General features: G+C 68.1%; 21 protein-coding genes. 11 read left to right on the forward strand and 10 right to left on the reverse strand.

Features of this window, described 5'->3' with window-relative positions; translation table 11 throughout:
- Positions 1 to 139: 139 nt before the first annotated feature.
- Together MJO58_RS16490 and ctaC are read right to left on the reverse strand one after the other, a co-directional pair.
- A complete protein-coding gene (locus tag MJO58_RS16490; RefSeq protein WP_090603396.1) occupies positions 140 to 559 on the reverse strand; it encodes a cytochrome c oxidase subunit 4 in 420 nt (139 codons plus the stop codon).
- 8 nt (positions 560 to 567) lie between these two features.
- A complete protein-coding gene (gene ctaC / locus MJO58_RS16495) occupies positions 568 to 1,623 on the reverse strand; it encodes an aa3-type cytochrome oxidase subunit II (protein ID WP_090603399.1) in 1,056 nt (351 codons plus the stop codon).
- Positions 1,624 to 1,775: 152 nt separating this feature from the next.
- On the opposite strand from ctaC, the gene asnB reads away from it, so the two are divergent.
- On the forward strand, positions 1,776 to 3,740 hold the full coding sequence (asnB, locus tag MJO58_RS16500; RefSeq protein WP_239723319.1) for an asparagine synthase (glutamine-hydrolyzing): 1,965 nt from the start codon (positions 1,776 to 1,778) through the stop codon (positions 3,738 to 3,740).
- 24 nt (positions 3,741 to 3,764) lie between these two features.
- Here the strand turns inward: asnB and MJO58_RS16505 are convergent, their stop codons facing one another.
- Positions 3,765 to 4,739, reverse strand: coding sequence for a carbohydrate kinase family protein (locus tag MJO58_RS16505; RefSeq protein WP_239720076.1), 975 nt, complete (start codon positions 4,737 to 4,739; stop codon positions 3,765 to 3,767).
- Between the two features lie 206 nt (positions 4,740 to 4,945).
- On the opposite strand from MJO58_RS16505, the gene MJO58_RS16510 reads away from it, so the two are divergent.
- On the forward strand, positions 4,946 to 5,614 hold the full coding sequence (locus tag MJO58_RS16510) for an Rv0361 family membrane protein (protein WP_090603404.1): 669 nt from the start codon (positions 4,946 to 4,948) through the stop codon (positions 5,612 to 5,614).
- Positions 5,615 to 5,636: 22 nt separating this feature from the next.
- Here MJO58_RS16510 and MJO58_RS16515 read toward each other — a convergent pair whose 3' ends face one another.
- Both MJO58_RS16515 and MJO58_RS16520 read right to left on the reverse strand, forming a co-directional pair.
- Complete coding sequence (locus tag MJO58_RS16515; RefSeq protein ID WP_239720078.1) at positions 5,637 to 5,996, reverse strand: HesB/IscA family protein; 360 nt, start codon at positions 5,994 to 5,996, stop codon at positions 5,637 to 5,639.
- A 70-nt stretch (positions 5,997 to 6,066) separates the two neighbouring features.
- A complete protein-coding gene (locus tag MJO58_RS16520; RefSeq protein ID WP_175364450.1) occupies positions 6,067 to 7,143 on the reverse strand; it encodes a glycerate kinase family protein in 1,077 nt (358 codons plus the stop codon).
- 246 nt (positions 7,144 to 7,389) lie between these two features.
- On the opposite strand from MJO58_RS16520, the gene MJO58_RS16525 reads away from it, so the two are divergent.
- From MJO58_RS16525 to MJO58_RS16540, 4 genes are read left to right on the forward strand one after another with little or no spacing between them, the layout of a single operon-like run.
- Complete coding sequence (locus tag MJO58_RS16525; RefSeq protein ID WP_239723320.1) at positions 7,390 to 8,022, forward strand: DUF3043 domain-containing protein; 633 nt, start codon at positions 7,390 to 7,392, stop codon at positions 8,020 to 8,022.
- A gap of 27 nt (positions 8,023 to 8,049) precedes the next feature.
- A complete protein-coding gene (locus tag MJO58_RS16530) occupies positions 8,050 to 8,586 on the forward strand; it encodes a bifunctional adenosylcobinamide kinase/adenosylcobinamide-phosphate guanylyltransferase (protein WP_239723321.1) in 537 nt (178 codons plus the stop codon).
- Positions 8,583 to 9,647, forward strand: coding sequence for a nicotinate-nucleotide--dimethylbenzimidazole phosphoribosyltransferase (gene cobT, locus MJO58_RS16535; RefSeq protein ID WP_239720079.1), 1,065 nt, complete (start codon positions 8,583 to 8,585; stop codon positions 9,645 to 9,647). Before MJO58_RS16530 ends, cobT begins: the two co-directional genes overlap by 4 nt.
- Positions 9,644 to 10,390 (forward strand): adenosylcobinamide-GDP ribazoletransferase, encoded by a 747-nt coding sequence (locus tag MJO58_RS16540; RefSeq protein ID WP_239720081.1) that lies wholly within the window; start codon positions 9,644 to 9,646, stop codon positions 10,388 to 10,390. The genes cobT and MJO58_RS16540 overlap by 4 nt, the downstream gene beginning before the upstream one ends.
- A gap of 57 nt (positions 10,391 to 10,447) precedes the next feature.
- On the opposite strand, the gene MJO58_RS16545 is transcribed toward MJO58_RS16540, so the two are convergent.
- Together MJO58_RS16545 and gcvT are read right to left on the reverse strand one after the other, a co-directional pair.
- A complete protein-coding gene (locus MJO58_RS16545; RefSeq protein WP_239720083.1) occupies positions 10,448 to 11,563 on the reverse strand; it encodes a branched-chain amino acid aminotransferase in 1,116 nt (371 codons plus the stop codon).
- A 55-nt stretch (positions 11,564 to 11,618) separates the two neighbouring features.
- A complete protein-coding gene (gene gcvT, locus MJO58_RS16550; RefSeq protein WP_090603426.1) occupies positions 11,619 to 12,734 on the reverse strand; it encodes a glycine cleavage system aminomethyltransferase GcvT in 1,116 nt (371 codons plus the stop codon).
- Positions 12,735 to 12,778: 44 nt separating this feature from the next.
- Between gcvT and MJO58_RS16555 the strand changes: the two genes are divergently transcribed.
- Together MJO58_RS16555 and MJO58_RS16560 are read left to right on the forward strand one after the other, a co-directional pair.
- Complete coding sequence (locus tag MJO58_RS16555) at positions 12,779 to 13,882, forward strand: adenylate/guanylate cyclase domain-containing protein (protein WP_239720084.1); 1,104 nt, start codon at positions 12,779 to 12,781, stop codon at positions 13,880 to 13,882.
- Between the two features lie 31 nt (positions 13,883 to 13,913).
- Positions 13,914 to 15,467 carry a leucyl aminopeptidase gene (locus MJO58_RS16560; protein WP_090603433.1) on the forward strand — a complete coding sequence of 518 codons (1,554 nt, stop codon included), beginning with the start codon at positions 13,914 to 13,916 and terminating at the stop codon, positions 15,465 to 15,467.
- 59 nt (positions 15,468 to 15,526) lie between these two features.
- Here the strand turns inward: MJO58_RS16560 and MJO58_RS16565 are convergent, their stop codons facing one another.
- Entirely contained in the window at positions 15,527 to 15,991 is a 465-nt protein-coding gene (locus tag MJO58_RS16565; RefSeq protein WP_239720085.1) for an SRPBCC family protein, read from the reverse strand.
- A gap of 128 nt (positions 15,992 to 16,119) precedes the next feature.
- On the opposite strand from MJO58_RS16565, the gene MJO58_RS16570 reads away from it, so the two are divergent.
- Positions 16,120 to 16,458, forward strand: a complete 339-nt coding sequence (locus MJO58_RS16570) for an aminopeptidase (protein WP_239720086.1) — start codon at positions 16,120 to 16,122, stop codon at positions 16,456 to 16,458.
- Positions 16,459 to 16,558: 100 nt separating this feature from the next.
- Here MJO58_RS16570 and MJO58_RS16575 read toward each other — a convergent pair whose 3' ends face one another.
- On the reverse strand, positions 16,559 to 18,325 hold the full coding sequence (locus MJO58_RS16575) for an SDR family oxidoreductase (protein WP_239720087.1): 1,767 nt from the start codon (positions 18,323 to 18,325) through the stop codon (positions 16,559 to 16,561).
- A gap of 196 nt (positions 18,326 to 18,521) precedes the next feature.
- Here MJO58_RS16575 and sucB point away from each other — a divergent pair, with 196 nt between their 5' ends.
- Both sucB and MJO58_RS16585 read left to right on the forward strand, forming a co-directional pair.
- The gene (gene sucB / locus MJO58_RS16580) at positions 18,522 to 20,333 is read left to right on the forward strand and encodes a 2-oxoglutarate dehydrogenase, E2 component, dihydrolipoamide succinyltransferase (RefSeq protein WP_239720088.1); all 1,812 of its coding nucleotides are present in this window, start codon (positions 18,522 to 18,524) and stop codon (positions 20,331 to 20,333) included.
- 15 nt (positions 20,334 to 20,348) lie between these two features.
- Positions 20,349 to 21,260 (forward strand): TIGR01777 family oxidoreductase, encoded by a 912-nt coding sequence (locus tag MJO58_RS16585; RefSeq protein ID WP_239720089.1) that lies wholly within the window; start codon positions 20,349 to 20,351, stop codon positions 21,258 to 21,260.
- Positions 21,261 to 21,263: 3 nt separating this feature from the next.
- Here MJO58_RS16585 and MJO58_RS16590 read toward each other — a convergent pair whose 3' ends face one another.
- Complete coding sequence (locus MJO58_RS16590) at positions 21,264 to 22,643, reverse strand: HNH endonuclease signature motif containing protein (RefSeq protein ID WP_239720090.1); 1,380 nt, start codon at positions 22,641 to 22,643, stop codon at positions 21,264 to 21,266.
- Positions 22,644 to 22,812 lie beyond the last annotated feature (169 nt).

Consider the following 22,812-nt stretch of genomic DNA (forward strand, 5'->3'; position numbering starts at 1 on the left):
CAGGGGTACCTCGTGTCGCACGCGCTCGGGAGATTCTCATGTGCTTGCGCAAACCCTACCGAACCGGGTGGCGCAAAGAAGTCTTGGCAAACGGGCGACGGCTCAACTGATGCCCAGATTGTTACCTTTGAGACGCAAATCAGTGCTTCTCGGGACCCACGTAGTACTCAAAGACCAAGCCGGCGGCCGAAGCAAGGATGAACACCACGCCGGCGACGATCAGCCACGGCAGCCACAGCGCGATACCGACCGCGGCGACCGAGCCCGACAATGCGAGCATCAGCGGCCACCAGCTGTGCGGGGCGAAGAATCCCAATTCGCCTGCACCGTCGCTGATTTCAGCGCCCTCGTAGTCCTCGGGCCGGGTGTCGAGGCGACGGGCCACGAACCGGAAGAAGGTAGCCGTGATCAACGCCAGACCGCCGGTCAGCGCCAGTGCGGTGGTACCGGCCCATTCCTCGCCGCCGGTGGCGTACAGCGCGGTCAGTACCCCGTAGAGCACCGCGCAAAAGACGAAGAACGCGGCGACGAATTCGAACAGCCTCGCTTCGATATGCATTGCGTGTCCTAACCGACTGGTTGGGTCTGTTCGCCGCGGCGAGTGTCGAACGGATGAGTGGTCACCGCTACCGGAGACTGGGCGATCGCCTGCAACGCCTGGGCGTTCGTCTTTCCCTCGCTGCGTTGCTGCAAATACGCCTTGAAGTCATTGGGCTCAACGACACGGACCTCGAAGTTCATCATCGAGTGATACGTGCCGCACATCTCCGCACAGTGGCCGACGAATGCCCCGGTCTTTTGGATCTCTTCGACCTGGAACACATTGACCGAGTTGTTCTGTTTGGGGTAGGCCATCACGTCGCGCTTGAAGAGGAATTCCGGCACCCAGAAAGCGTGGATGACATCGGCTGAATTCAACACGAATTCGATACGCTTGCCGGCCGGTAGCACCAGTACCGGAATCTCGGTCTGCGTTCCCAGCGTCTCGATCTTGTCGAAGTTCAGGTAGGACCGGTCTTCGGTGTTGATGCCGCGCACCGGGCCGACGCGCTCTTCGCCGTGCTCGTCCTTGCCCTCGGGCTTGGAGACCATCGCCTTCTTGCGGGCCTCGTCGGCGCCGTCGTAGGTCAGCGTGCCGTCCTTGAAATTGACGCTCTGATAACCGAACTTCCAGTTCCACTGGAAGGCCGTGACGTCGATCACAACCTCGGGGTTCTTGTCCAGGTGCAGCATCTTCTCCTGCACCACAACGGTGAAGTAGAACAGCACCGAGATGATCAGGAACGGCGTCACCGTGAGCACCAGCTCTAGCGGCATGTTGTAGCCGAACTGCCGCGGCAGTTCGGTGTCGGTGGCCTTCTTCCGGTGAAACGCCGCCGACCAGAAGATCAGACCCCAGACGATGACCCCGACGACGAGCGAAGCGATGACCGCGCCGATCCACAGCTCCCGGTTGAGGTGAGCCTGGGGGGTAATGCCCTCGGGCCAGCCCAGGGCAAACACCGTTTGCCAGCTGCAACCACTAAGCGTGACCGCCAGCACTCCCAGCGTTGCGGCCAGCGCCAGCGGTCGAAATATGCGATGCGACAAACGCTGCGAACGGAACTGCCCGCCGGGTGTCACGTTGGCGCCTCCTGCTCGAACGTCGAATACTACGCAGCGTAGACCACGCCGCTCGGCGCGGCGACTAAACCCCGGCCGGTCGGGGGCCGCGTCGTTGGGACGGCCCGGTGCGGCGCCCACAAGCCTCGCCGAAGTACGGCATATTGGTGGCCGTGTGTGGACTGCTGGCGTTCGTCGCGGACCCGGCCGGCCTGAACGACCAGGCGGCCGGACCCGCCGCTACCGGGACGGATGACGCCGTCACCCGCTCGCTACGCCTGATGCGGCACCGGGGACCCGACGAGCCCGGCGGTTTGTTCGACCCGGCCCAGGACGGGGCCGTCGTGTTCGGCTTCAACCGGCTGTCGTTCATCGACATCGCGCATTCGCATCAGCCGCTGCGCTGGGGACCGCCCGAGGCGCCCGACCGCTACGTGCTGGTGTTCAACGGCGAGATCTACAACTACCTCGAGCTGCGTGACGAACTGGCCGCCCAGTACGGCGCCGCCTTCGCCACCGACGGTGACGGCGAGGCCATCGTCGCCGGCTACCACCACTGGGGCACCGAGGTGCTGACACGGCTGCGCGGCATGTTCGCCTTCGCGCTGTGGGACACCGCCACCCGCGAATTGTTCTGCGCCCGCGATCCTTTCGGCATCAAGCCGCTGTTCATGGCGACCGGCACCGGCGGCACGGCGGTGGCCAGCGAGAAGAAATGCCTGCTGGATCTCGTCGATCTGGTCGGGTTCGACACCGCGATCGACGAGCGCGCGGTGCAGCACTACACCGTGCTGCAGTACGTGCCGGAGCCCGAGACGCTGCACCGCGGGGTGCGCCGGCTGGAATCGGGCTGCTACGCGCGGATCCGGCCCGGATCGCCGCCGCAGGTCACCCGCTACTTCACGCCGCGGTTCGCCGCCGTGCCGTTGACCCGCGACACCGAGCAGGCCCGCTACGACGAGATCACCGCGGTGCTCGAGGACTCGGTGGCCAAGCACATGCGGGCCGACGTGACCGTCGGGGCGTTCCTGTCCGGCGGCATCGACTCCACCGCGATCGCCGCCCTGGCCATCCGGCACAACCCGCGGCTGATCACGTTCACCACCGGATTCGAGCGCGAGGGCTTCTCGGAGATCGACATCGCGGTCGCCTCCGCCGAGGCGATCGGGGCCCGGCACATCGCCAAGGTGGTCAGCGCCGGCGAGTTCGTCGCCGCCCTACCCGAGATCGTCTGGTACCTCGACGAACCGGTCGCCGACCCGGCGCTGGTGCCGCTGTTCTTCGTCGCGCGTGAGGCCCGCAAGCACGTCAAGGTGGTGCTCTCCGGCGAAGGCGCCGACGAGCTGTTCGGCGGCTACACGATCTATCGAGAACCGTTGTCGCTGAGGCCTTTTGACTATCTGCCGCGGCCGCTGCGGCGGTCGATGGGCAAGATGAGCAAGCCGCTGCCCGACGGGATGCGCGGCAAGAGCCTGCTGCATCGCGGTTCGCTGACCCTCGAGGAGCGCTACTACGGCAACGCCCGCAGTTTCTCGGACGCGCAGCTGCGCGACGTGTTGACCGGGTTCCGCGAGCAGTGGACGCATACCGACGTGACGGCCTCGGTGTACGCCGAATCGGCGGGCTGGGACCCGGTAGCCCGGATGCAGCATGTCGACCTGTTCACCTGGCTGCGCGGCGACATCCTGGTCAAGGCCGACAAGATGACGATGGCCAACTCGCTGGAGCTGCGGGTGCCGTTCCTGGATCCGGAGGTGTTCGCCGTCGCGTCGCGGCTACCCGTCGAGGCGAAGATCACCCGTACGACCACCAAATACGCGCTGCGGCGCGCGCTGGAACCGATCGTCCCCACCCACGTGCTACACCGGCCCAAACTGGGCTTTCCGGTGCCCATCAGGCACTGGTTGCGCGCCGGCGAACTGCTGGAGTGGGCCTACGCGACCGTCGACGCGTCGCAGGCCGGTCAGCTGGTCGACACCGCCGCCGTGCGCCGGATGCTCGACGAACACCGCGGCGGCACCAGCGATCACAGCCGGCGGCTCTGGACGGTGTTGATCTTCATGCTCTGGCACGCGATCTTCGTCGAGCACACCGTGGTGCCCCAGATCAGCGAGCCGGTCTACCCCGTCCAGCTCTAGCAGCTGCGCGAACTCAGGCCGGCACTAGGCCAGTACGGAGGCGATCTCGGCGGCCGCCTCGTCGCCGTAGGCATCCGCCAGCCGCGTCTTGGCTTCCGCGTGGTCCCACGTCCACTCCTGCGTGCCGGTCGATTCCAGCACCAGCACGGCCACCAGCGAGCCCAGCTGCGCCGAACGCTCCAGGCTCAGTCCGGCGCTGCGCCCGGTGAGGAAACCGGCCCGGAACGCGTCGCCGACGCCGGTGGGGTCGGTCTGACTCTTCTCCGGCACCACGCCGACGTGGGTGGTGGTGCCGTCGCGCTCGACGATGTCCACGCCCTTGGCGCCCAGCGTCGTCACCCGCAGGCCGACCTTTTCCTGCACCTCGTTCTCCGACCAGCCGGTCTTGTTGAGCATCAGCTCCCATTCGTAGTCATTGGTGAACAGGTAGGCGGCCCCGTCGATCAGCTTGTTGATCTCCTCGCCGGACAGGCGCGGCAGCTGCTGGGACGGGTCGGCGGCGAACTCCAGGCCGAGCTTGCGGCACTCCTCGGTGTGCACCACCATCGCGTCGGGGTCGTTGGCCCCGATGATGACCAGGTCCGGCTTGCCGACCGATGACACGACGTCGGAGAGCTTGATGTTGCGGGCCTCCGACATGGCGCCCGGGTAGAACGACGCGATCTGGGCCATGTCCTCGTCGGTGGTGCAGGTGAACCGGGCGGTGTGCGCGGTCTTGGAGATCAGCACGTTCTCGCAGTTGACCCCGTGGCGCTCCAGCCATTCGCGGTATTCGCCGAAGTCGTGGCCGGCCGCGCCGACCAGCGCGACGTCACCGCCGAGCACGCCGATGGCGAAGGCGATGTTGCCTGCCACGCCGCCACGGTGAATCACCAGGTCGTCGACCAGGAAGCTGAGCGAAACCTTCTGCAGATGTTCGGCCAGCAGATGCTCGGAAAACCGGCCGGGAAAACGCATCAGATTGTCGGTCGCAATCGAACCGGTCACCGCGATCGTCACGAAATGTCCACCCTTCATCGGTAAGCGCGTCTAGCCTACCCAGGTGTTTAGACGGCGTGTTTCGAGGCCAACCAGACAGCGCCGGCGTCCGCAGTCGGCGCACGGGGGTGCGCTAGCCTCCCTAGGGAACTCACTGAAGTCGCCGGGGCCGAATACTCGGGCGGTACCCGCTCGTGGTCGGTGTCGACCAACGTAGGAGAACCACGATGGGCGGTCCGCATTCGCCGAACCACGCTGTCGGCGGTGACCGACCGGTGCCCTACACCGAGCCGGTCGACTTCCCGCACGATCCCCCGGTTGGCGAAACCGCCTTCGCGCCGGGGCCGGGCAACCAGCATGCCCCGGGCGGCTACCCCGGCCCAACGCCGCCGCCGGGCTACCCGAAGCGGCGTTCAACGCGACGGTTGGTCATCGGGGTGCTAGCGGCCATCGCACTGGTCGCGGCGATGACGGCGGCGATCGTGTACGGCGTCCGCACCAACGGGGCCAACACCGGCGCCTCGTTCTCCGAAGCCTCGGCCAAGACGGCGATCCAGGGCTACCTGGACGCGCTGGAGAACCGCAACACCGACGAGATCGCCCGCAACGCGCTGTGCGGCCTCTACGACGGCGTCCGCGACCGCCGGTCCGACCAAGCGCTGGCCAAGCTGAGCAGCGACGCGTTCCGTAAGCAGTTCTCCCAGGTCCAGCTGACATCGATCGACAAGATCGTGTACCTGTCGCAGTACCAGGCTCAGGCGCTGTTCACGATGCAGGTATCACCTGCCGCCGGCGGCCCAATGCGCGGACAGGTTCAGGGCGTCGCGCAGCTGTTGTTCCAGCGCGGCGAGATCCTGGTGTGCTCCTACGTGCTGCGTACCGGGGGCTCGTACTAGCCCGACGGATCACACGCCGCTGTTAGTTGAAGGAATCCCCGCAGGCGCATGAACCCGTGGCGTTCGGGTTGTCGATGGTGAAGCCCTGCTTCTCGATGGTGTCCACGAAGTCGATCGAGGCGCCTTCGACATACGGAGCGCTCATCCGGTCCACCGTCAGCGTCACGCCACCGAAGTCGGCGGTCAGATCGCCTTCCAGCGAACGGTCGTCGAAGAACAGGTTGTAGCGCAGGCCGGCGCATCCGCCCGGCTGAACGGCGATACGCAGCGCCAGGTCGTCGCGTCCCTCTTGGTCCAGCAGGGACTTCGCCTTGGTGGCGGCGGCCTCGGTCAGGATTACGCCGTGGGTGGTCGTGGCGCTCGACTCGTTTTGCACCGTCATTACTTCTCCTACATGCCTGTCGTTGGGTAGGTGCCCGGGCACCCGAACCACTCGGGTAAAACCCAATGCGTCAACGGTACCTCGCGGGACCGCTATTCCCGAGTCGCGCCGCCACCTGTGACGCTAATCCCATCAGCTGGTTTGCGGCGTCGGCCAGCGCCAATCCCACCGAACCGGCGTACTCGGCCATGGACAGCGCGGACATGATGCCCGCCGTTCGCACCGCCGTCTTCTCCAGGCCCACCTGCCCGGCCAGCACGATCACCGGAATTCCCAGCGGGCCGGCCGCCGCGGCGAGCGAACCGACCACCTTTCCGTGCAGCGACTGCTCGTCGAACTTGCCTTCGCCGGTGACGATCAGCTCGGCAATGTCGAGGTCGTCGGCCAGATGGGTGTGCTCGGCGATGATCGCCGCGCCGGACTCGCAGCGGCCCCCGAGCGCAAGCAAACCCGCGCCGATACCCCCGGCGGCGGCGGCCCCGGGCTCCGAGCTCACATCGCGACCGGCCACCGCTTCCAGTTGCAGCGCCCACGCCTCGAGGCGGACTTCCAGCGCCGCGACGGTCGCCGTGTCGGCGCCCTTCTGCGGCCCGAACACCCGGGCCGCGCCCCACGGCCCCACCAGCGGATATTCCGTGTCCGAGGCGGCGATCAGCTCGACATCGGCCAGTTGATGCCGGGCGATCTCCAGGCCGCCCAGCTCGGCGATCATGCCCTGCCCGCCGTCGCTGCACGCGCTGCCGCCCAGTCCCACCACGATGCGCCTCGCCCCGGCGCGCAGCGCCTCGGCGATCAGCTGCCCGACTCCCCTGCTGTGCGCCGTCAGCGCCGTCTCGGGGTCGGCGGGACGGCCGAGCAGTGCCAGACCGCAGGCCTGCGCAATTTCCAGGTAGGCGGTCGCCGTCTCCGGCTCCCAGACCCACTCGGCTTCGACCGTCGTGTCCAGCGGCCCGGCGACCTCGACGCGCCGCTTCTCCCCTAGCCGGTTGGCCAGCACCTCGATGAAACCGGGGCCGCCGTCGGACTGCGGGGCGACGATGAACTGGTCACCCGGGCGGGACCGTGTCCAGCCGGTCGCGATAGCGGCGGCAGCTTCCAGCGCCGAAAGACTGTCGCCGTAGCAGTCCGGGGCCACCAACACCCGCATCGCCGGCAATTGCAAACGACCCGGAGAAAGACCAGTGGCAACATCGTCCGAGGCCATCGAGCCGTTGTCCATCACCCGTAGCCGTTCATCACTGTTAAGGGTAGGTCCAACTAACCTGCGGCCGCAGAGCTATCGCGATGCCTGACGGGCCCATTCACCGAACCGGGCGAGTCGCGAAGTAACCTGGCGGTTGTGAAGTTGTTGGGCCGTAAGAAAACCCATGAAGAGGTCGGCGACGGCGATCTTGTGACACCGGTTGTGTCCGATGCCGCCCAGGAGGCGGCGCCGCGCGGGTCGCGCACGACCGGCCCCAAGGGCCGGCCCACACCCAAGCGCGAAGCCGGCCGGCGCAACGCGAGGAAGGGCCCCGTCGCCCCGGCGCCCAAGACCGCCGCCGAAGCGCGGGCTCGCCGCAAATCGCTGGCCGGCCAGAAGCTCAGCCGTGAGGAGCGCAAGGCCGAGCGCACCGCCGGCCGGGCCCGGATGACCGACCGCCGGGAACGCATGATGGCCGGCGAAGAGGCCTACCTGTTGCCGCGCGACCAGGGTCCGATCCGCCGCTACGTGCGCGACGTGGTCGATGCCCGGCGCAACCTGCTCGGCCTGTTCATGCCGTCGACGCTGGGTCTGCTGTTCGTCATGTTCGGGGCTCCGCAGCTGCAGCTCTACATCTCCCCCGCGATGCTGGTGATCACCGCGATCATGGCCATCGACGGCCTGATCCTGGGCCGCAAAGTCAGCAGGCTGGTCGACGAGAAGTTCCCCAGCAACACCGAAAGCCGTTGGAAACTTGGCATTTACGCCGCCAGCCGGGCATCCCAGATGCGCCGCATGCGGGCGCCGCGGCCTCAGGTCAAGCGCGGCAGCAGTGTCGGCTAGCCGTTGCCGGAAAGCCTCCTGACCCCAGTGCGCACCCTGGTGCTCGGCGGGATCAGGTCGGGCAAATCCGAGTGGGCCGAGGAAGCCATCGCCGCGTCGGTGCCGTCCGGGCAACCGGTCCGTTACCTGGCCGCCGGACTGAGCGACGACAGCGATGCGGACTGGGTTGATCGGATCGCGAAACACCGCGGGCGCCGGCCCGCGCACTGGTCGACGGTCGAGACCTTGGACATCACCACCGAATTGCAGCAGTCCCCGGACACGCCGACCCTGGTCGACGACCTCGGCACCTGGCTGACCGGGACCCTGGATCGCCACCAGGCCTGGGTGCACGGATCGGTGGCCGCTCCGGTCGACGCGATGCTTGACGCCGTCGGCGCGTTCGAATCCACGCTGGTGCTGGTCAGTCCCGAGGTCGGGCTGACCCTCGTGCCCGCCACCGCGTCCGGGCGCCGTTTCGCCGACGAGCTGGGCTGCCTCAACCAGCGCGTCGCGGCATTGTGCGATCAAGTGGTGTTGGTGGTGGCCGGTCAGCCGCTATCGATCAAACCGTCAGGAACATGATGGAATTCGCGCTGATCTCCGCCCCCGACGCGGCCGTGGCCGCTGCTGCCCGCGCCCGGCAGGACACCCTGACCAAACCGCGCGGCGCGCTGGGCCGTCTCGAGGACCTGTCCGTGTGGATCGCGTCGTGCCAAGGGCATTGCCCGCCAATGCAATTCGCACGCGCTCGGGTGGTGGTGTTCGCCGGCGATCACGGCATCGCCAAATCCGGGGTGTCGGCGTACCCGCCGGAGGTGACCGCACAGATGGTCGCCAACATCGAGGCCGGCGGCGCGGCGATCAACACGCTGGCCGCGATCGCGGACGCGACGGTGCGCATCGCCGACGTGGCGGTGGACGCCGAGCCGCTCTCGGAGCAGATCGGCGCGCACAAGGTGCGGCGCGCCAGCGGCGACATCGCGGTGCAGGACGCGCTGACCGACGAGGAGACCGCCAGCGCGATCGCGGCGGGCCAGCGCATCGCCGACGAAGAGGTCGACGCCGGCGCCGACCTGTTGATCGCCGGCGACATGGGCATCGGAAACACTACCGCCGCAGCCGTTCTGGTGGCAGCGCTGACGAACGCCGAGCCGGTCGCGGTGGTCGGCTTCGGCTCCGGTATCGACGACGCCGGCTGGGCCCGCAAGACGGCCGCGGTCCGCGACGCGTTGTACCGGACCCGGCCGGTGCTGCCCGACCCGGTCGCCTTGCTGCGCTGCTGCGGCGGCGCGGATCTGGCCGCGATGGCCGGCTTTTGCGCTCAAGCCGCGGTGCGGCGCACCCCGGTGCTGCTCGACGGCATGGCGGTGACGGCCGCCGCGCTGGTCGCCGAACGCCTGGCACCGGGCGCGCGGCAGTGGTGGCAGGCCGGCCATCGATCCACCGAGCCGGGTCATGCGCTAGCGCTGACCGCGCTGGACCTGGACCCGATCCTGGACCTGCGGATGCGGCTGGGCGAGGGTAGCGGCGCGACGCTGGCCGTGCCGGTGCTGCGCGCCGCGGTGGCCACGCTGTCGTCGATGGCGACGTTCTCCGAAGCCGGTGTTTCGAACCGGCCCGACGACGCCACGACGTCCCCGTGATCCGCTCGCTGGCAACGGCTTTCGCATTCGGAACGGTACTACCCGGGCGAGGCGGCGCCCCGATGGGCCGCGGCGCGATGACCGCGCTGCCGGTAGTCGGTGCGGCCCTGGGAGTACTGGCCGCGGGCATCACCTGGGGCGGCTCGCTGACCTTCGGTGCATCCAGCCCGCTGCCGGGATTGCTTGCCGTGGCGGCACTTGCACTCGCGACCCGCGGACTGCACATCGACGGCGTCGCCGACACCGCCGACGGGCTGGGCTGCTACGGGCCGCCGCCGCGTGCCCTGGCGGTGATGCGCGACGGGTCGACGGGACCTTTCGGAGTCGCGGCCGTCGTACTGGTGATCCTGTTGCAGGGCTTGGCATTTTCGGCGCTCGGCGCGACCTGGCGGCACGGGCTTCCCGCGATCGGCGTGGCGGTTGCCGCCGGCCGGGTCAGCGCCGTGCTGGCCTGCCGCCGCTCGGTGGCGGCGGCCGACGGGAGCACCCTGGGCGCCCACGTCGCCGGCACTCAGCCACTGCCGGTCGTCGCCGGCTGGATCGTGGCGCTGCTGGGGGCTTCGCTGGTGGCGGCTCCGCGACCGTGGCAGGGGCCGGCCGCGGTGCTGCTGGCGTTGTGCTGCGGCGCGGTGCTGGTCGCGCACTGCGTGCGCCGCTTCGGCGGCATCAGCGGCGACGTGCTCGGCGCCGCAATCGAACTGACCACGACGGTCAGCGCCGTGGCGCTTGCCGCACTTCGTTAGTCCAACCGTGAAACTGACTTCATGCTGGGCACGTCAGCGGCACACCCGCCGAGTGCGTTAGCCAAGCCGCGTCATCCAGCCGTGCGTGTCGGCGAAGGTCCCCCGCTGAATGCGGGTCAGCGTGTTGCGCAGCGCCATCGTCACCTCACCCGGCCGGCCGTCGCCGATGGTGAACTCGGTGTCGGCGTACTTCACCCGCCCGACCGGCGTGATGACCGCCGCGGTGCCGCAAGCAAATACTTCGGTGATCTCCCCAGCGGCGGCCTTCTTCTGCCACTCGTCGATATCGATCTTGCGCTCTTCGACCGTGAAACCTGCGTCAAGTGCCAACTGCAGCAACGAATCCCGCGTTATGCCCGGCAGCAGCGAGCCGGACAGCTCCGGGGTGACCAGCCGAGAGGTGCCGCCGCTGCCCAGCACGAAGAACAGGTTCATGCCGCCCATCTCTTCGATGAAGCGACGCTCGACTGCATCGAGCCAAACCACTTGGTCGCAACCGTTTTCCGCGGCTTCGACCTGAGCCACCAGCGACGCGGCGTAGTTGCCGCCGAACTTGGCCGCACCGGTACCGCCCGGGCAGGCCCGCACGTAATCCGTTGACACCCAAACGTCGACGGGGTTGATGCCGTTTTTGAAGTACGCGCCGGCGGGCGAAGCGATCAGCAGGTACCGGTAGTGCTTGGCCGGCCGCACCCCCAGCCCCGGCTCGGTCGCGAAGATGAACGGCCGCAGATACAGCGCCTCTTCGCCGCCCGCCCTGGGCACCCACGCGTTGTCGACAGCAATGAGCTGGCGCAGGGATTCGAGGAAGAGCTCGTCGGGCAGCTCGGGAATGGCGATGCGCCGCGCGGACCCGCGCATCCGGGCGGCGTTGGCTTCCGGGCGAAATGACACGACCGAGCCGTCGGCCCAGCGGTATACCTTGAGCCCCTCGAACACTTCCTGCGCGTAGTGCAGCACGATCGCGGACGGGTCCAGCTGGATTGGGCCGTACGGGATCACCCGGGCGTTGTGCCAGCCCTGGCCTTGACCGGTTCCGTCGTAATCGACCGAAACCATGTGGTCGGTGAAGAACTTGCCGAATCCGGGGTCGGCCAGGATGGAGTCACGTTCTGCGCCACTAGCGGGATTAGACGCGTGTTGAACGGTGAACTCTAGCAGGCCGCTCGTCATGCGCCGATTGTATATGCGTATACCAACAGGTTTTTCCCGCATGAAGCGGCGGTGGCTAGCGCGTTTTCAGCTCGACGAACGGCGGGCGTACCACTTCGCACTCCGCCGCGCGGCCGCGCACGTCGACGGTGACCCGCTGGCCGTCTTCGACCCCGGCGTCGGTGTCGATCAACGCCAGCGCGATGCCGGTCTGCAGCGTCGGCGAAAACGTCCCGGATGTGGTGAGCCCCACCGGGTTCTCCCCGACCTGCACCGTCAGCCCGGGCCGCAATACACCGCGGCCCAGCATTTTCAGACCCCGCAGCAGCCGTCGCGGCCCCGCCGACTTCTCGGCCAGCAGCGCATCGCGACCGAAGAACTCGTCCTTTTTCCAGCCGATCGCCCAGCCGCAGCGCGCCTGCAGCGGCGAGATGTCGAGCGACAACTCGTGGCCGTGCAACGGATAACCCATCTCGGTTCGCAGGGTGTCGCGGGCGCCCAGACCGGCCGGTTCGCCGCCCGCGTTCGACACCGCCGTCACCAGAGCGTCGAACACCACACCGGCGGTGTCCCAGGGCGGCAGCAGTTCGTAGCCGTGTTCGCCGGTATACCCGGTGCGGCAGACCCGCACCGGCACTCCCGCGAAGGAGGCGTCGGCGTAGGCCATGTAGTCCATCTCCGTCGGCAGCCCCAACTCGGCGAGCACGTCGGACGAGCGCGGGCCCTGCACCGCCAGCACTGCGTAGCCGCGATGCTCGTTGGTGATGGTCAGGCCGTCGGGCGCAGCTCCGGTCAGCGAGGCCTGCAGCGCCTCGACCACCGCGGCCGTATTGGCGGCATTGGGCACCAGAAAAATCTCGTCGTCGTCGACGTAGTACGCGATCAGGTCGTCGATAACGCCGCCAGATTCGGTGCAGCACAACGTGTATTGCGCCTTACCCGGTTCGATGCGACCGAGGTCGTTGGTCAGCCTTGAGTTGACGAACTGCGCGGCACCCGGACCGCGAACCAACGCCTTGCCGAGATGGCTGACGTCGAACAGGCCCACGGCATTTCGCGTCGCGTGGTGCTCGCTGACGGTGCCCGCGTACGACACCGGCATCAGCCAGCCGCCGAATTCGGCGAAACTGGCGCCCAACTCACGATGACGATCTTCCAGCGGTCCCTTGAGTGGCTCCGTCGCATCGCTCACGACGATCCACCCTAATCGTGTCTGCACCTGGCAGACTTCTCTAGGTGTCCGATTCCCTGGATTTCGAGGCGCTAGAGGCCGCTGGGGTAGCGAACGCGCGCGAGCGGGCCGACCTGATCAAATATCTGGACGACCTTGGCTTCACGGTCGACGAGATGGCGGAAGCCGAACTCCGCGGCCGGTTGTTCGGCTTGGCCGGTGACGTTTTGTCGTGGTCGGGGCGACCGATTTACACGTTGCAGACCGCGGCCGAGGAACTCGGAATAACAGCCGAAGACGTCGCACGCGCCTGGGCTTTACTCGGTCTGACCGTCGCCGGTCCGGATATTCCGGTGCTCAGCCAGGCGGACGTCGACGCCCTGGCGACCTGGCTGGCGATCAGGGCCGTAGTCGGGCGGGAAGGTGCCTTCGGTCTGTTGCGGGTGCTGGGCGCCGCGATGGCCCGGTTGGCGGAAGCCGAGTCGACGATGATTCGCGCCGGGACGCCGGATATTCAGATGACCCACACCCGTGACGAGCTCGCCACGGCGCAGGCCTACCGCTCCGTCGCCGAGTTCGTCCCCCGGCTCGGCGCCCTGATCGACATCGTGCACCGCCACCATCTGACCAGCGCTCGAACGCATTTCGAAGGCGTTCTGCGCGACACGTCGGGCTCGGTGGTCTGTGGTGTCGGTTTTGCGGATCTGTCCGGCTTCACCGCGCTGACTCAGGCGCTGACGCCGGAGCAGCTGTCGCATTTGCTCAACGAGTTCGCCGGCACCGTCTCGGATGTGGTGCACTCCGACGGCGGCCGGGTGGTGAAGTTCATCGGCGACGAGGTGATGTGGGTGAGTTCGGCGCCCGAGCAGTTGCTGCGGGCGGCGGTCCATCTGGTGGAGCACCCCAAAGCCCGCGACGAAGGATTGCAGGTCCGCGCCGGCCTCGCGTACGGCACCGTCGTTGCCATCAACGGCGACTACTTCGGCAACCCGGTCAACCTGGCCGCCCGACTTGTGGCGGCAGCGGCCCCAGAACAGATCCTGGCCACCTCCGAGTTGCGCGACGAACTACCCGATGTGCCCGCGGTCGCGTGTGGCCCGTTGGCGCTCAAGGGATTCGACGACCCGGTGCCGGCTTTCGACCTGAGTGCGGGGACGCTGCCGAGCTAAGGCCCACCCCCGGTGACTAGGGTGTTTACGCGTGAGTACCGAACCGGGATACCAGGCTCCTTCTGTCACTGTCGCCACGTCGCTGTCCAAACGCGGTGCGGGTTCGTCGGTATTGGTCTTGCCGGTCGTCTCGACCGGTGACGAAGACCGGCCGGGCGCGACCGTCGCGGCCGCCGAACCCTTCCTGTCCGAGGAAGCCGTCGCCGAGATTCTTTCCGGCCTGCAGGCACTGGAAGCCACCGGCGCCAGCGAGCAGGTGCACCGGCTGGTGGTGTCGTCGCTTCCGGTAGCCAGCGTGCTCACCGTCGGCCTCGGGAAGCCGCAATCCGAATGGCCCGCCGAGACCGTCCGGCGCGCCGCCGGAGTGGCCGCGCGCTCGCTGGGCAAGGCCGAGTCGGTGATCACCACGCTGGCCGAGCTGCCCGGCGAGGGCGTCGCCGCCGCCGCGGTCGAGGGACTGATCCTGGGCAGCTACCGGTTCACCACCTTCCGCAGCGACAAGACCGCGCCCAAAGACAAAGGCCTGAGCAAGATCACGATGCTTGCGACCGCCAAGGACGCCAAGAAGCAGGTCGCGCACGGTGCGGCCGTCGCGACCGCCGTCGCCACCGCGCGCGACTTCGTCAACACCCCGCCGAGTCACCTGTTCCCCGCCGAATTCGCCAAACGCGCAAGGGCGTTGGGCGAGTCGGTCGGCCTCGAAGTAGAGGTGCTCGACGACAAGGAGCTGAAGAAGGGTGGCTACGGCGGCATTGTCGGGGTCGGCCAGGGCTCGTCGCGTCCCCCGCGGCTGGTGCGGCTGATCCACCGCGGCTCGAAGCTGGCCAAAGCGAAGAAGGGCAAGGCCGCAAAGCGAGTGGCGCTGGTCGGCAAGGGCGTCACGTTCGACACCGGCGGCATCTCGATCAAGCCCGCCGCCTCAATGCATCACATGACCTCGGACATGGGCGGGGCCGCCGCGGTGATCGCGACGGTCACGCTGGCCGCACAGCTCGAACTGCCGATCGACGTGATCGCGACCGTGCCGATGGCCGAGAACATGCCGTCGGCGACCGCGCAGCGGCCCGGCGACGTGCTCACCCAGTACGGCGGGATCACCGTCGAGGTGCAAAACACCGACGCCGAGGGCCGGCTCATCCTGGCCGACGCCATCGTTCGGGCGTGTGAGGACAACCCGGACTATCTGATCGAGACGTCCACGCTGACGGGTGCGCAGACGGTGGCGCTGGGCGCCCGCATCCCCGGGGTGATGGGCAGCGACGAATTCCGCGACCGGGTCGCCGCGATCTCGCAGCGGGTGGGCGAGAACGGCTGGCCGATGCCGCTGCCCGACGAGCTCAAGGACGACCTGAAGTCGCAGGTCGCCGACTTGTCCAACGTCAGCGGGCAGCGCTTCGCCGGCATGCTGGTGGCCGGGGTGTTCCTGCGCGAGTTCGTCGCCGACGGGGTGAGTTGGGCGCACATCGATGTGGCGGGGCCGGCCTTCAACACCGGCAGCCCGTGGGGCTACTCCCCGAAGGGTTCCACCGGCGTGCCGACCCGCACGATGTTCGCGGTGCTCGAGGACATCGCTGAACACGGCTAGTAAGCGGCTGGTAAACGGGCTCCGATGACGACCGCGTCTGCCGTATCCGCGGCCACGCGCTACTTGACCTGGCTCGGCTCAAGGCGTTCGGCCAGCGCCGCCAGCCGCAACAGGCACTCCCGGTTGCGCGGGTAGACGGCGGCCAACGCCAGCCGATCGGGGACGATCCTCATCGGGCCCGCTGCGGGCACCTCGATCATGTCGATCCGGCATCCATCGCCAATTTCGGTGAGCCGCAGCGTAATCCGGGCAGCACCGAGGGCGCCCAGGTGAGCACGGAGCACGAGTTCCTCGCCCGGCGTGCAGCTTTCGACGACGGTCTTGTCATTGATCACCAATGGCCACACACCCACCGAGTGCCGGATCGCCGAGCCAGGCTGTGGCCAGTCCGCATCGACGGCACGGGTGCGGCTGTTGCCCACCACCCATTGGGTGTAGGTCCATCCGTTGGCCATCGCGTCCCAGACCTGCTGGCGGGAAGCCCGCACCTCCCGGCTGGTGGCCATCTGTTCCTTTGACGTCATGAGCAGTCCTTCACATCGGGGTCTCGGCTCGGATACCCCGGGAAGTACGGCCCAAGCAGATCACCGTTTAGCCACCCCTTGCGGTGGATAACCTCCCCACCGATCAGTACTCGAACGGGAGGCGAATCATGACGGTGCGTCGGTTGATTCTTGCTGTGGCCGCCGTGCTGCTGCTGGCAGGCGTGATCGGGCTTTTGGTGCCGGTGTCGGTATCCGACGGCAACGGCGGGTCCTTGGGGTGCGGGAACGCGGTCGTCGCGGATCTCACCGCGGCGCGCAACGCCAACGACAAGAGCGTGGCGAACATCCCGATCGTCAACCAGGTGGTGCCGCATACCGACTATGTGGCGCGCTGCGAGTCGGAGCTGGGCAGCCGACGCACCTGGACGATCCCGTTGACGGTGATCGGGCTCGTCGCGATTGCGGGTACGTTGCTCGTGCGTCGCGAGGGAGCGCCGGCGGTCTGAGCCGGCAGCCTCAGCCGGCAGCCTCAGCCGGCAGCCTCAGCCGGCAGCCTCAGCCGAGCCATTTCACGCCCGAGCCTGAACCAACTTCAGGCCGCGCGGGTCAGATCACCCGGAAGCGCGCGGTGCTGCGCAGCGCTTGTGGCAGCAGTCGCGAAATCGCGTACAGCGCATAGGCTTCCGGTGCCACGGGGCGAATCGGCTTGTTTTTGCGGACCGACGACAGGATCGCGTCGGCGACCTTCTCGGGCCCGTAGCGGCGCAGCGCGAACATCTTGCCCAGCTGACCCCGCCGGCCTTCGACGTGCTCGTCGTGCTTGCCGGCGGCCGCGTCGAATCGGGTGGTGTTGATGATGTTGGTGTCGATCAGACCCGGGCAGATCGTGGTCAGCCCCACGTTGGCGGCGTCGAGTTCGGCGCGCAGGCAGTCGGAGAACATGTACGTCGCGGCTTTGGACGTGCAGTAGGCGTTCAGCGACTGCAGCGGCGCGTAGGCGGCCATCGACGACACGTTGACGATGTGCCCGCCGGTGCCGCGCTCGACCAGGCGCCGCCCGAATGCCCGGCTGCCGTTCACCACGCCGCCAAGGTTGACATCGAGCACCCGGTCGAACTGTTCGGCGGGTGTGTCCAGGAACTGGCCGGCCTGCCCGATACCCGCGTTGTTGACCACGACATCGGGCACACCGTGTGCGGCGCAGACCCGCTCGGCGAACGACTCGACCGCATCGGTGTCGGACACGTCGAGCACGTAGGCGTGCGCGACCCCGCCGCGTGCGGCGATCGCGGCCGCGGTCTCCTTGACGGCGGCTTCGTCGATGTCGCTGACGATCAGCTCCGCTCCGTCGCCGGCGAAGGCGTACGCGGTCGCGCGCCCGATACCGCTGCCGGCGCCGGTGACCGAGACCAGCGTGTCGCCGAAGGGCCGCCGGGGACGGCCCACCTGCGCACGCAGCAGCGCACGGCTGGGCGCCTTACCGTCGGTCAGGTCGGCGAACTCGTGCACGGCGGCCGCCATCACTTGCGGGTGGGACATCGGCGAAAAATGCCCGGCCCTGATGTCGCGCCGCCACAGCCGCGGCACCCACCGCCCGGTCTCGTCGTAGCCGTACGGCCGGACGTATTGATCGCGGGTGTTGACGATCAGCTGCACCGGCACGTCGACGACACCGATGGGTTGGCCGCGCACGGAGAAGGACCGAAAGTAGTTGGCGGGATAGGTTTTAACCGAGGTGGCCGCATCCGCGGCCATGTTCGGCGAGTGGTGGATCTGCTCAGCGGGAATGTTATCGACCACCATGCGTCGCAGCGCGCGCACCGAGAAGGCGGCCCGAATCAACAGCGGCGCCAGCACCGGGATCGAGAAGAAGAGCATGTAGGTCAGCCGCAGTGCCTGACTGATCGAGCGGGCGAACCGACGCGGGCGCCACGGTTGGCGCAGGCCGCTGAAGATGTATTGCACCAGCTGCTCGTGGCTTTGGCCCGACACCGAGGTGAACGAGGCCACCCGGTCACCGGCGCCCGGGCGTTTCAGGTACTCCCAGATACCCACCGAACCCCAGTCGTGGGCCAGGACGTGGACCGGCGCCCCGGAGCTCAGTTGGCTGGTCACCGCCGCGAAGTCGTCGGCAAAGTGCGCCATCGTGTACGACGAGACTTTCTTGGGCGACCCCGACCGCCCGACGCCGCGGTTGTCGTAGCGGATCACCCGGAACCGCTGCGCCAGCAGTGGTACGACGCCGTCCCAGAGCACGTGCGAATCGGGCCACCCGTGCACCAGTACGACGGTTGGACCGTCGGGGTTGCCTTCCTCGTAGACGGCAATGCGGACACCGTCCGCGCTGTCGACGAACTGCTGTAGTGCCGGCATCGAACCCCTCCCCGCGATCTAGCGATGACCGCCCCCCTGACAACTCGGCACACTGTAGCGAGCGGGTCAGCCCTGGTTGTGTGCCGACGCAGAGGCAATGACAGGATAGTTTCGACGTCAACTTGCAGTACACCGCGGTGTGGTAAGTCAGATGTTGACCTGCGCAGACCCACGAGCGATCGAGGAGTCAAAAGACATGGCCTTCTCCGTCCAAATGCCGGCACTCGGTGAGAGCGTCACCGAGGGGACGGTCACCCGCTGGCTTAAGCAAGAAGGCGACACGGTCGAGCTCGACGAACCGCTTGTCGAGGTGTCGACCGACAAGGTCGATACCGAAATCCCCTCGCCCGCCGCGGGTGTGCTGACCAAGATCGTCGCCCAGGAGGACGACACCGTCGAGGTCGGCGGCGAGCTCGCCGTCATCGGCGACGCCTCGGAGAACGGCGCCTCCGCCGCGCCCGCCGCGGCGCCAAGCCAACCGGCAGCCGAATCCGCGCCTGAACCAGAGCCCGAGCCCCAGCCGGAGGCCCAGCCGGAGGCCGAGGCCCAGCCAGAACCCGAGGCCCAGCCAGAACCCGAGCGTCAGCCCGAACCCGCCGCGCAGGCCGCGAGTTCGGGCAACGGCAGTGCCACCCCGGTCCTGATGCCCGAGCTCGGCGAGTCGGTCACCGAGGGGACCGTGACGCGCTGGCTCAAGAAGGTCGGCGATTCGGTCCAGGTCGACGAGGCACTGGTCGAGGTCTCCACCGACAAGGTGGACACCGAGATTCCGTCGCCGGTGGCCGGAGTCCTGGTCAGCATCACCGCCGACGAGGATGCCACCGTGCCGGTCGGCGGCGAGCTGGCCCGGATCGGCAGCGGTTCCGCGGCGGCCGCCACGCCGCCGCCCGCGCCCAAGCCGGAGCCCAAGCCCGAGCCAAAACCCGAACCGGCACCGGCGCCTAAGGCCGAGACCCCGCCGGCCCCGAAGCCCGCCCCGGAGCCCGAGCCCAAGCCCGAGCCGACCCCGGCTGCCAAGACCGCACCGTCGGAGCTGGCCGAGCCCCAGGGTGACGGGAGCCCGTACGTGACCCCGCTGGTGCGCAAACTGGCCAACGAAAACGACATCGACCTTGCCGCGGTGAAGGGCACCGGCGTCGGTGGCCGCATCCGCAAGCAGGACGTGCTGGCCGCCGCGCAGCGCAAGCAAGAGGCGGCGAAGACCCCCGCTCCGGCCGCTCAGGCTCCCACCGCACCGGCCGACAAGGCTCCTGCGGCGCCGGCTCCGGCAGCGGCGTTGGCACACTTGCGCGGCACCACGCAGAAGGCCAACCGGATCCGGCAGATCACCGCCAAGAAGACCCGCGAATCCCTGCAGGCCACCGCGCAGCTCACCCAGACCCACGAGGTCGACATGACCAAGATCGTGGGGCTGCGCGCGAAGGCCAAGACGTCGTTCGCCGAGCGTGAGGGCGTGAATCTGACCTACCTGCCGTTCATCGCCAAGGCGGTGATCGACGCGCTGAAGATTCACCCCAACATCAACGCCAGCTACAACGAGGACTCCAAGGAGATCACCTACTACGACGCCGAGCACCTCGGTTTCGCCGTCGACACCGAGCAGGGCCTGCTCTCCCCCGTGGTCCACAACGCCGGCGACCTGTCACTGGCCGGGCTGGCCCGCGCGATCGCCGACATCGCCGAGCGGGCCCGGACGGGCAACCTGAAACCGGACGAGCTATCCGGCGGCACCTTCACCATCACCAATATCGGCAGCCAGGGCGCGCTGTTCGACACCCCGATCCTGGTTCCGCCGCAGGCCGCCATGCTGGGCACCGGGGCGATCGTCAAGCGCCCGCGGGTGGTGGTCGACGAGAGCGGTAACGAATCGATCGGCGTGCGCTCGATCTGCTACCTGCCGCTGACCTACGACCACCGGCTGATCGACGGGGCCGATGCCGGACGATTCCTCACCACGATCAAGCACCGGCTTGAAGAGGGAGCGTTCGAGGCCGACCTGGGGCTTTAGAGAGGCTTGAGCACGTTGGCCAAGCCCGTCGTCGCGATTGCGGGTTCCTCCGGTCTGATTGGCTCAGCCTTGGCTGCGGCCCTGCGCGCCGCCGACCATCGGGTGCTGCGCATCGTGCGCCGGACACCGGCGAATCCCTATGAGCTGCACTGGAATCCGGAGAGCGGTGAGTTCGATCCCGACGCGCTGAGCGAGGTCGACGCCGTCGTCAACCTGTGTGGTGTCAACGTCGGCAAGCGCCGGTGGTCGGGCGCGTTCAAGCAGAGCCTGCGCGACAGCCGCATCACGCCCACCGAGGTGTTGGCCACCGCGGTCGCCGACGCCGGCGTCGAAACCCTGATCAACGCCAGTGCCGTGGGCTACTACGGCAACACCAAAGACCGCGTGGTCGACGAAAACGACCGCGCCGGAGCGGGTTTCCTCGCCCGGCTCTGCGAAGATTGGGAGGCCGCGACGCTGCCGGCCCAATACGGCGGTGCCCGTGTGGTGCTGGCCCGCACCGGTCTGGTGATGGCCGCGGCGGGCGGAGCGTTGCGCCGGATGCGCCCACTGTTCTCGGTGGGCCTGGGCGCTCGGCTGGGGAACGGCCGTCAGTACATGTCGTGGATCAGCCTGGAAGACGAAGTGCGGGCGCTGCTTTTCGCCATCGGGCATCCGTCGCTGTCCGGCCCGGTGAACATGACCGGGCCCGCGCCCGTCACCAACGCCGAGTTCACCACGGCATTCGGCAGCGCGGTCAACCGTCCGACCCCGATGATGCTGCCGGCCTTCGCGGTGCGCGCCGCGCTCGGGGAATTCGCCGACGAGGGCCTGCTGACCGGGCAGCGAGCCATCCCGTCGGCACTGGAGCGCGCCGGATTTCAGTTCCACCACAACACAATTGGCGAGGCGCTGGCCTACGCCACCGCCCGACGCGACCAGGACTAGCGCCTACGCGGCGTCGGGGTCGTCGTCTTCGTTGCGTAGCAGTTTGTGGGGGGGGTGGTAGGTGTTGGTGCGGGGTTGGCCGCGATCCAGGTGCGGGGGCGGGATCCATTGGGTGTGGCCGTTGGGGTGTTTTCTGGTGGTCCAGCCGCGGGGTTGGAGCAGTCGGTGATGCGGTCCGCAGGCCAGGGTGAGGTTGTCGATGTCGGTGCTGTGGCATGTCGCGTAGTCGGTGATGTGGTGGACTTCGCAGTAGTAGCCGCCCACGTCGCAGCCGGGGGCGGTGCAGCCGCGGTCCTTGGCGTACAACACGATTCGTTGGCCGGGTGAGGCCAGGCGTTTGCTGTGGTAGAGCGCGAGGGGTTTGCTGTGGTCGAAGACGGCGAGGTAGTGGTGGGCGTGGCGGGCCAGGCGGATGACGTCGCTGATCGGCAGGCGGGTGCCGCCGCCGGTGCGGCCGTTTCCGGCGGCGGCTTCCAACTCGGTCAGGGTGGTCGACACGATGATCGTGGCGGGCAGCCCATTGTGCTGGCCCAACTCGCCGGAGGCCAGGACCGCGCGCAGCGCGGCGTTCAACCCATCGTGGTGGCGCTGGGCCGCGCTGCGGGGGTCGTGGTCGATGGCGTCTTGGCTGGGGGTGCCGTCCACACACGGGGTGTCGTCGTCGGGGTTGCACATGCCGGGGGCGGCCAGTTTGGCCAGCACCGCCTCCAAACTTGCCCGCAGTTCCGGCGTCAACCAGCCACTCAGCGCCGACATGCCGTCGGGTTGCTGGTGGCCCAGGGTCACCCCGCGGCGCCGGGCGCGGTCGTCGTCGGTGTAGTTGCCGTCGGGGTGGAGGCAGTCGGCCAGTGTGTCGGCCAGCCCGGCCAACTGCTCGGGGCGGTACCGGGTGCCCTCGGTGGCCAGCTTCGCCTCGACCTGGGTGCGGGTTTCGGTGTCGATCCAGCCGGGCAGCTGGTGATAGAACCGCCGGATCACCGCGACCTGCCCAGAACCCAGCTGTCCGGCGCGCTGGGCTTTGGCGGTGGCGGCCAGCACCGGCGCCAACGGCTCACCGGTCAGGGCGCGGCGCTCACCGAGATCAGCCGCCTCGCGTACCCGCCTGCCGGCCTCGGCGCGGCTGATCAACGTCCACTCCGCGATCGCATGCGACAATTTGCCGCCCAACTCCGCCGGCGTGGCTTGACGGGCAATCTGGTTGATCAGCCGATGCTCGAGGGCCGGCAAGCGCCGCCGCACTCGCTCGGTGCGCTCCAACAGCACCAACCGCTCGCGGGTGCACAGCATCTCGGTCTCCAGGCCCACCACGTCGTCCAGGGCGGCATCGAGCGCGTCGAAGGCCGCCGTGACCGCCTCACGATCCATGACAGCCGCAGAACTCATACCGTGAAACTATCCGCGGGCACCGACAGAAAATGCCGCCTTGTGACCACTGGAACCAAAGTGGTGCAAGGTATTTCGGTCATTGCCGGTAATCATCGATTGTCGCTGCGAGGCGGGCAAATCACCCACCGGTGTGACGCTGGATCCGCGCCAGGTTCGCGCGGAGCGT

The organism is Mycobacterium lentiflavum (assembly GCF_022374895.2).
Classification (GTDB): Bacteria; Actinomycetota; Actinomycetes; order Mycobacteriales; family Mycobacteriaceae; genus Mycobacterium; species Mycobacterium lentiflavum.

What these genes read in the sequence shown, in the direction of transcription:
- MJO58_RS16490 (WP_090603396.1), bottom strand. Translation starts at nt 559, where the DNA reads ATGCATATCGAAGCGAGGCTGTTCGAATTCGTCGCCGCGTTCTTCGTC.
- MJO58_RS16510 (WP_090603404.1), top strand. Translation starts at nt 4,946, where the DNA reads ATGGGCGGTCCGCATTCGCCGAACCACGCTGTCGGCGGTGACCGACCG.
- MJO58_RS16515 (WP_239720078.1), bottom strand. Translation starts at nt 5,996, where the DNA reads ATGACGGTGCAAAACGAGTCGAGCGCCACGACCACCCACGGCGTAATC.
- MJO58_RS16520 (WP_175364450.1), bottom strand. Translation starts at nt 7,143, where the DNA reads ATGCGGGTGTTGGTGGCCCCGGACTGCTACGGCGACAGTCTTTCGGCG.
- cobT (WP_239720079.1), top strand. Translation starts at nt 8,583, where the DNA reads ATGATGGAATTCGCGCTGATCTCCGCCCCCGACGCGGCCGTGGCCGCT.
- MJO58_RS16545 (WP_239720083.1), bottom strand. Translation starts at nt 11,563, where the DNA reads ATGACGAGCGGCCTGCTAGAGTTCACCGTTCAACACGCGTCTAATCCC.
- MJO58_RS16565 (WP_239720085.1), bottom strand. Translation starts at nt 15,991, where the DNA reads ATGACGTCAAAGGAACAGATGGCCACCAGCCGGGAGGTGCGGGCTTCC.
- MJO58_RS16570 (WP_239720086.1), top strand. Translation starts at nt 16,120, where the DNA reads ATGACGGTGCGTCGGTTGATTCTTGCTGTGGCCGCCGTGCTGCTGCTG.
- MJO58_RS16575 (WP_239720087.1), bottom strand. Translation starts at nt 18,325, where the DNA reads ATGCCGGCACTACAGCAGTTCGTCGACAGCGCGGACGGTGTCCGCATT.
- sucB (WP_239720088.1), top strand. Translation starts at nt 18,522, where the DNA reads ATGGCCTTCTCCGTCCAAATGCCGGCACTCGGTGAGAGCGTCACCGAG.
- MJO58_RS16590 (WP_239720090.1), bottom strand. Translation starts at nt 22,643, where the DNA reads ATGAGTTCTGCGGCTGTCATGGATCGTGAGGCGGTCACGGCGGCCTTC.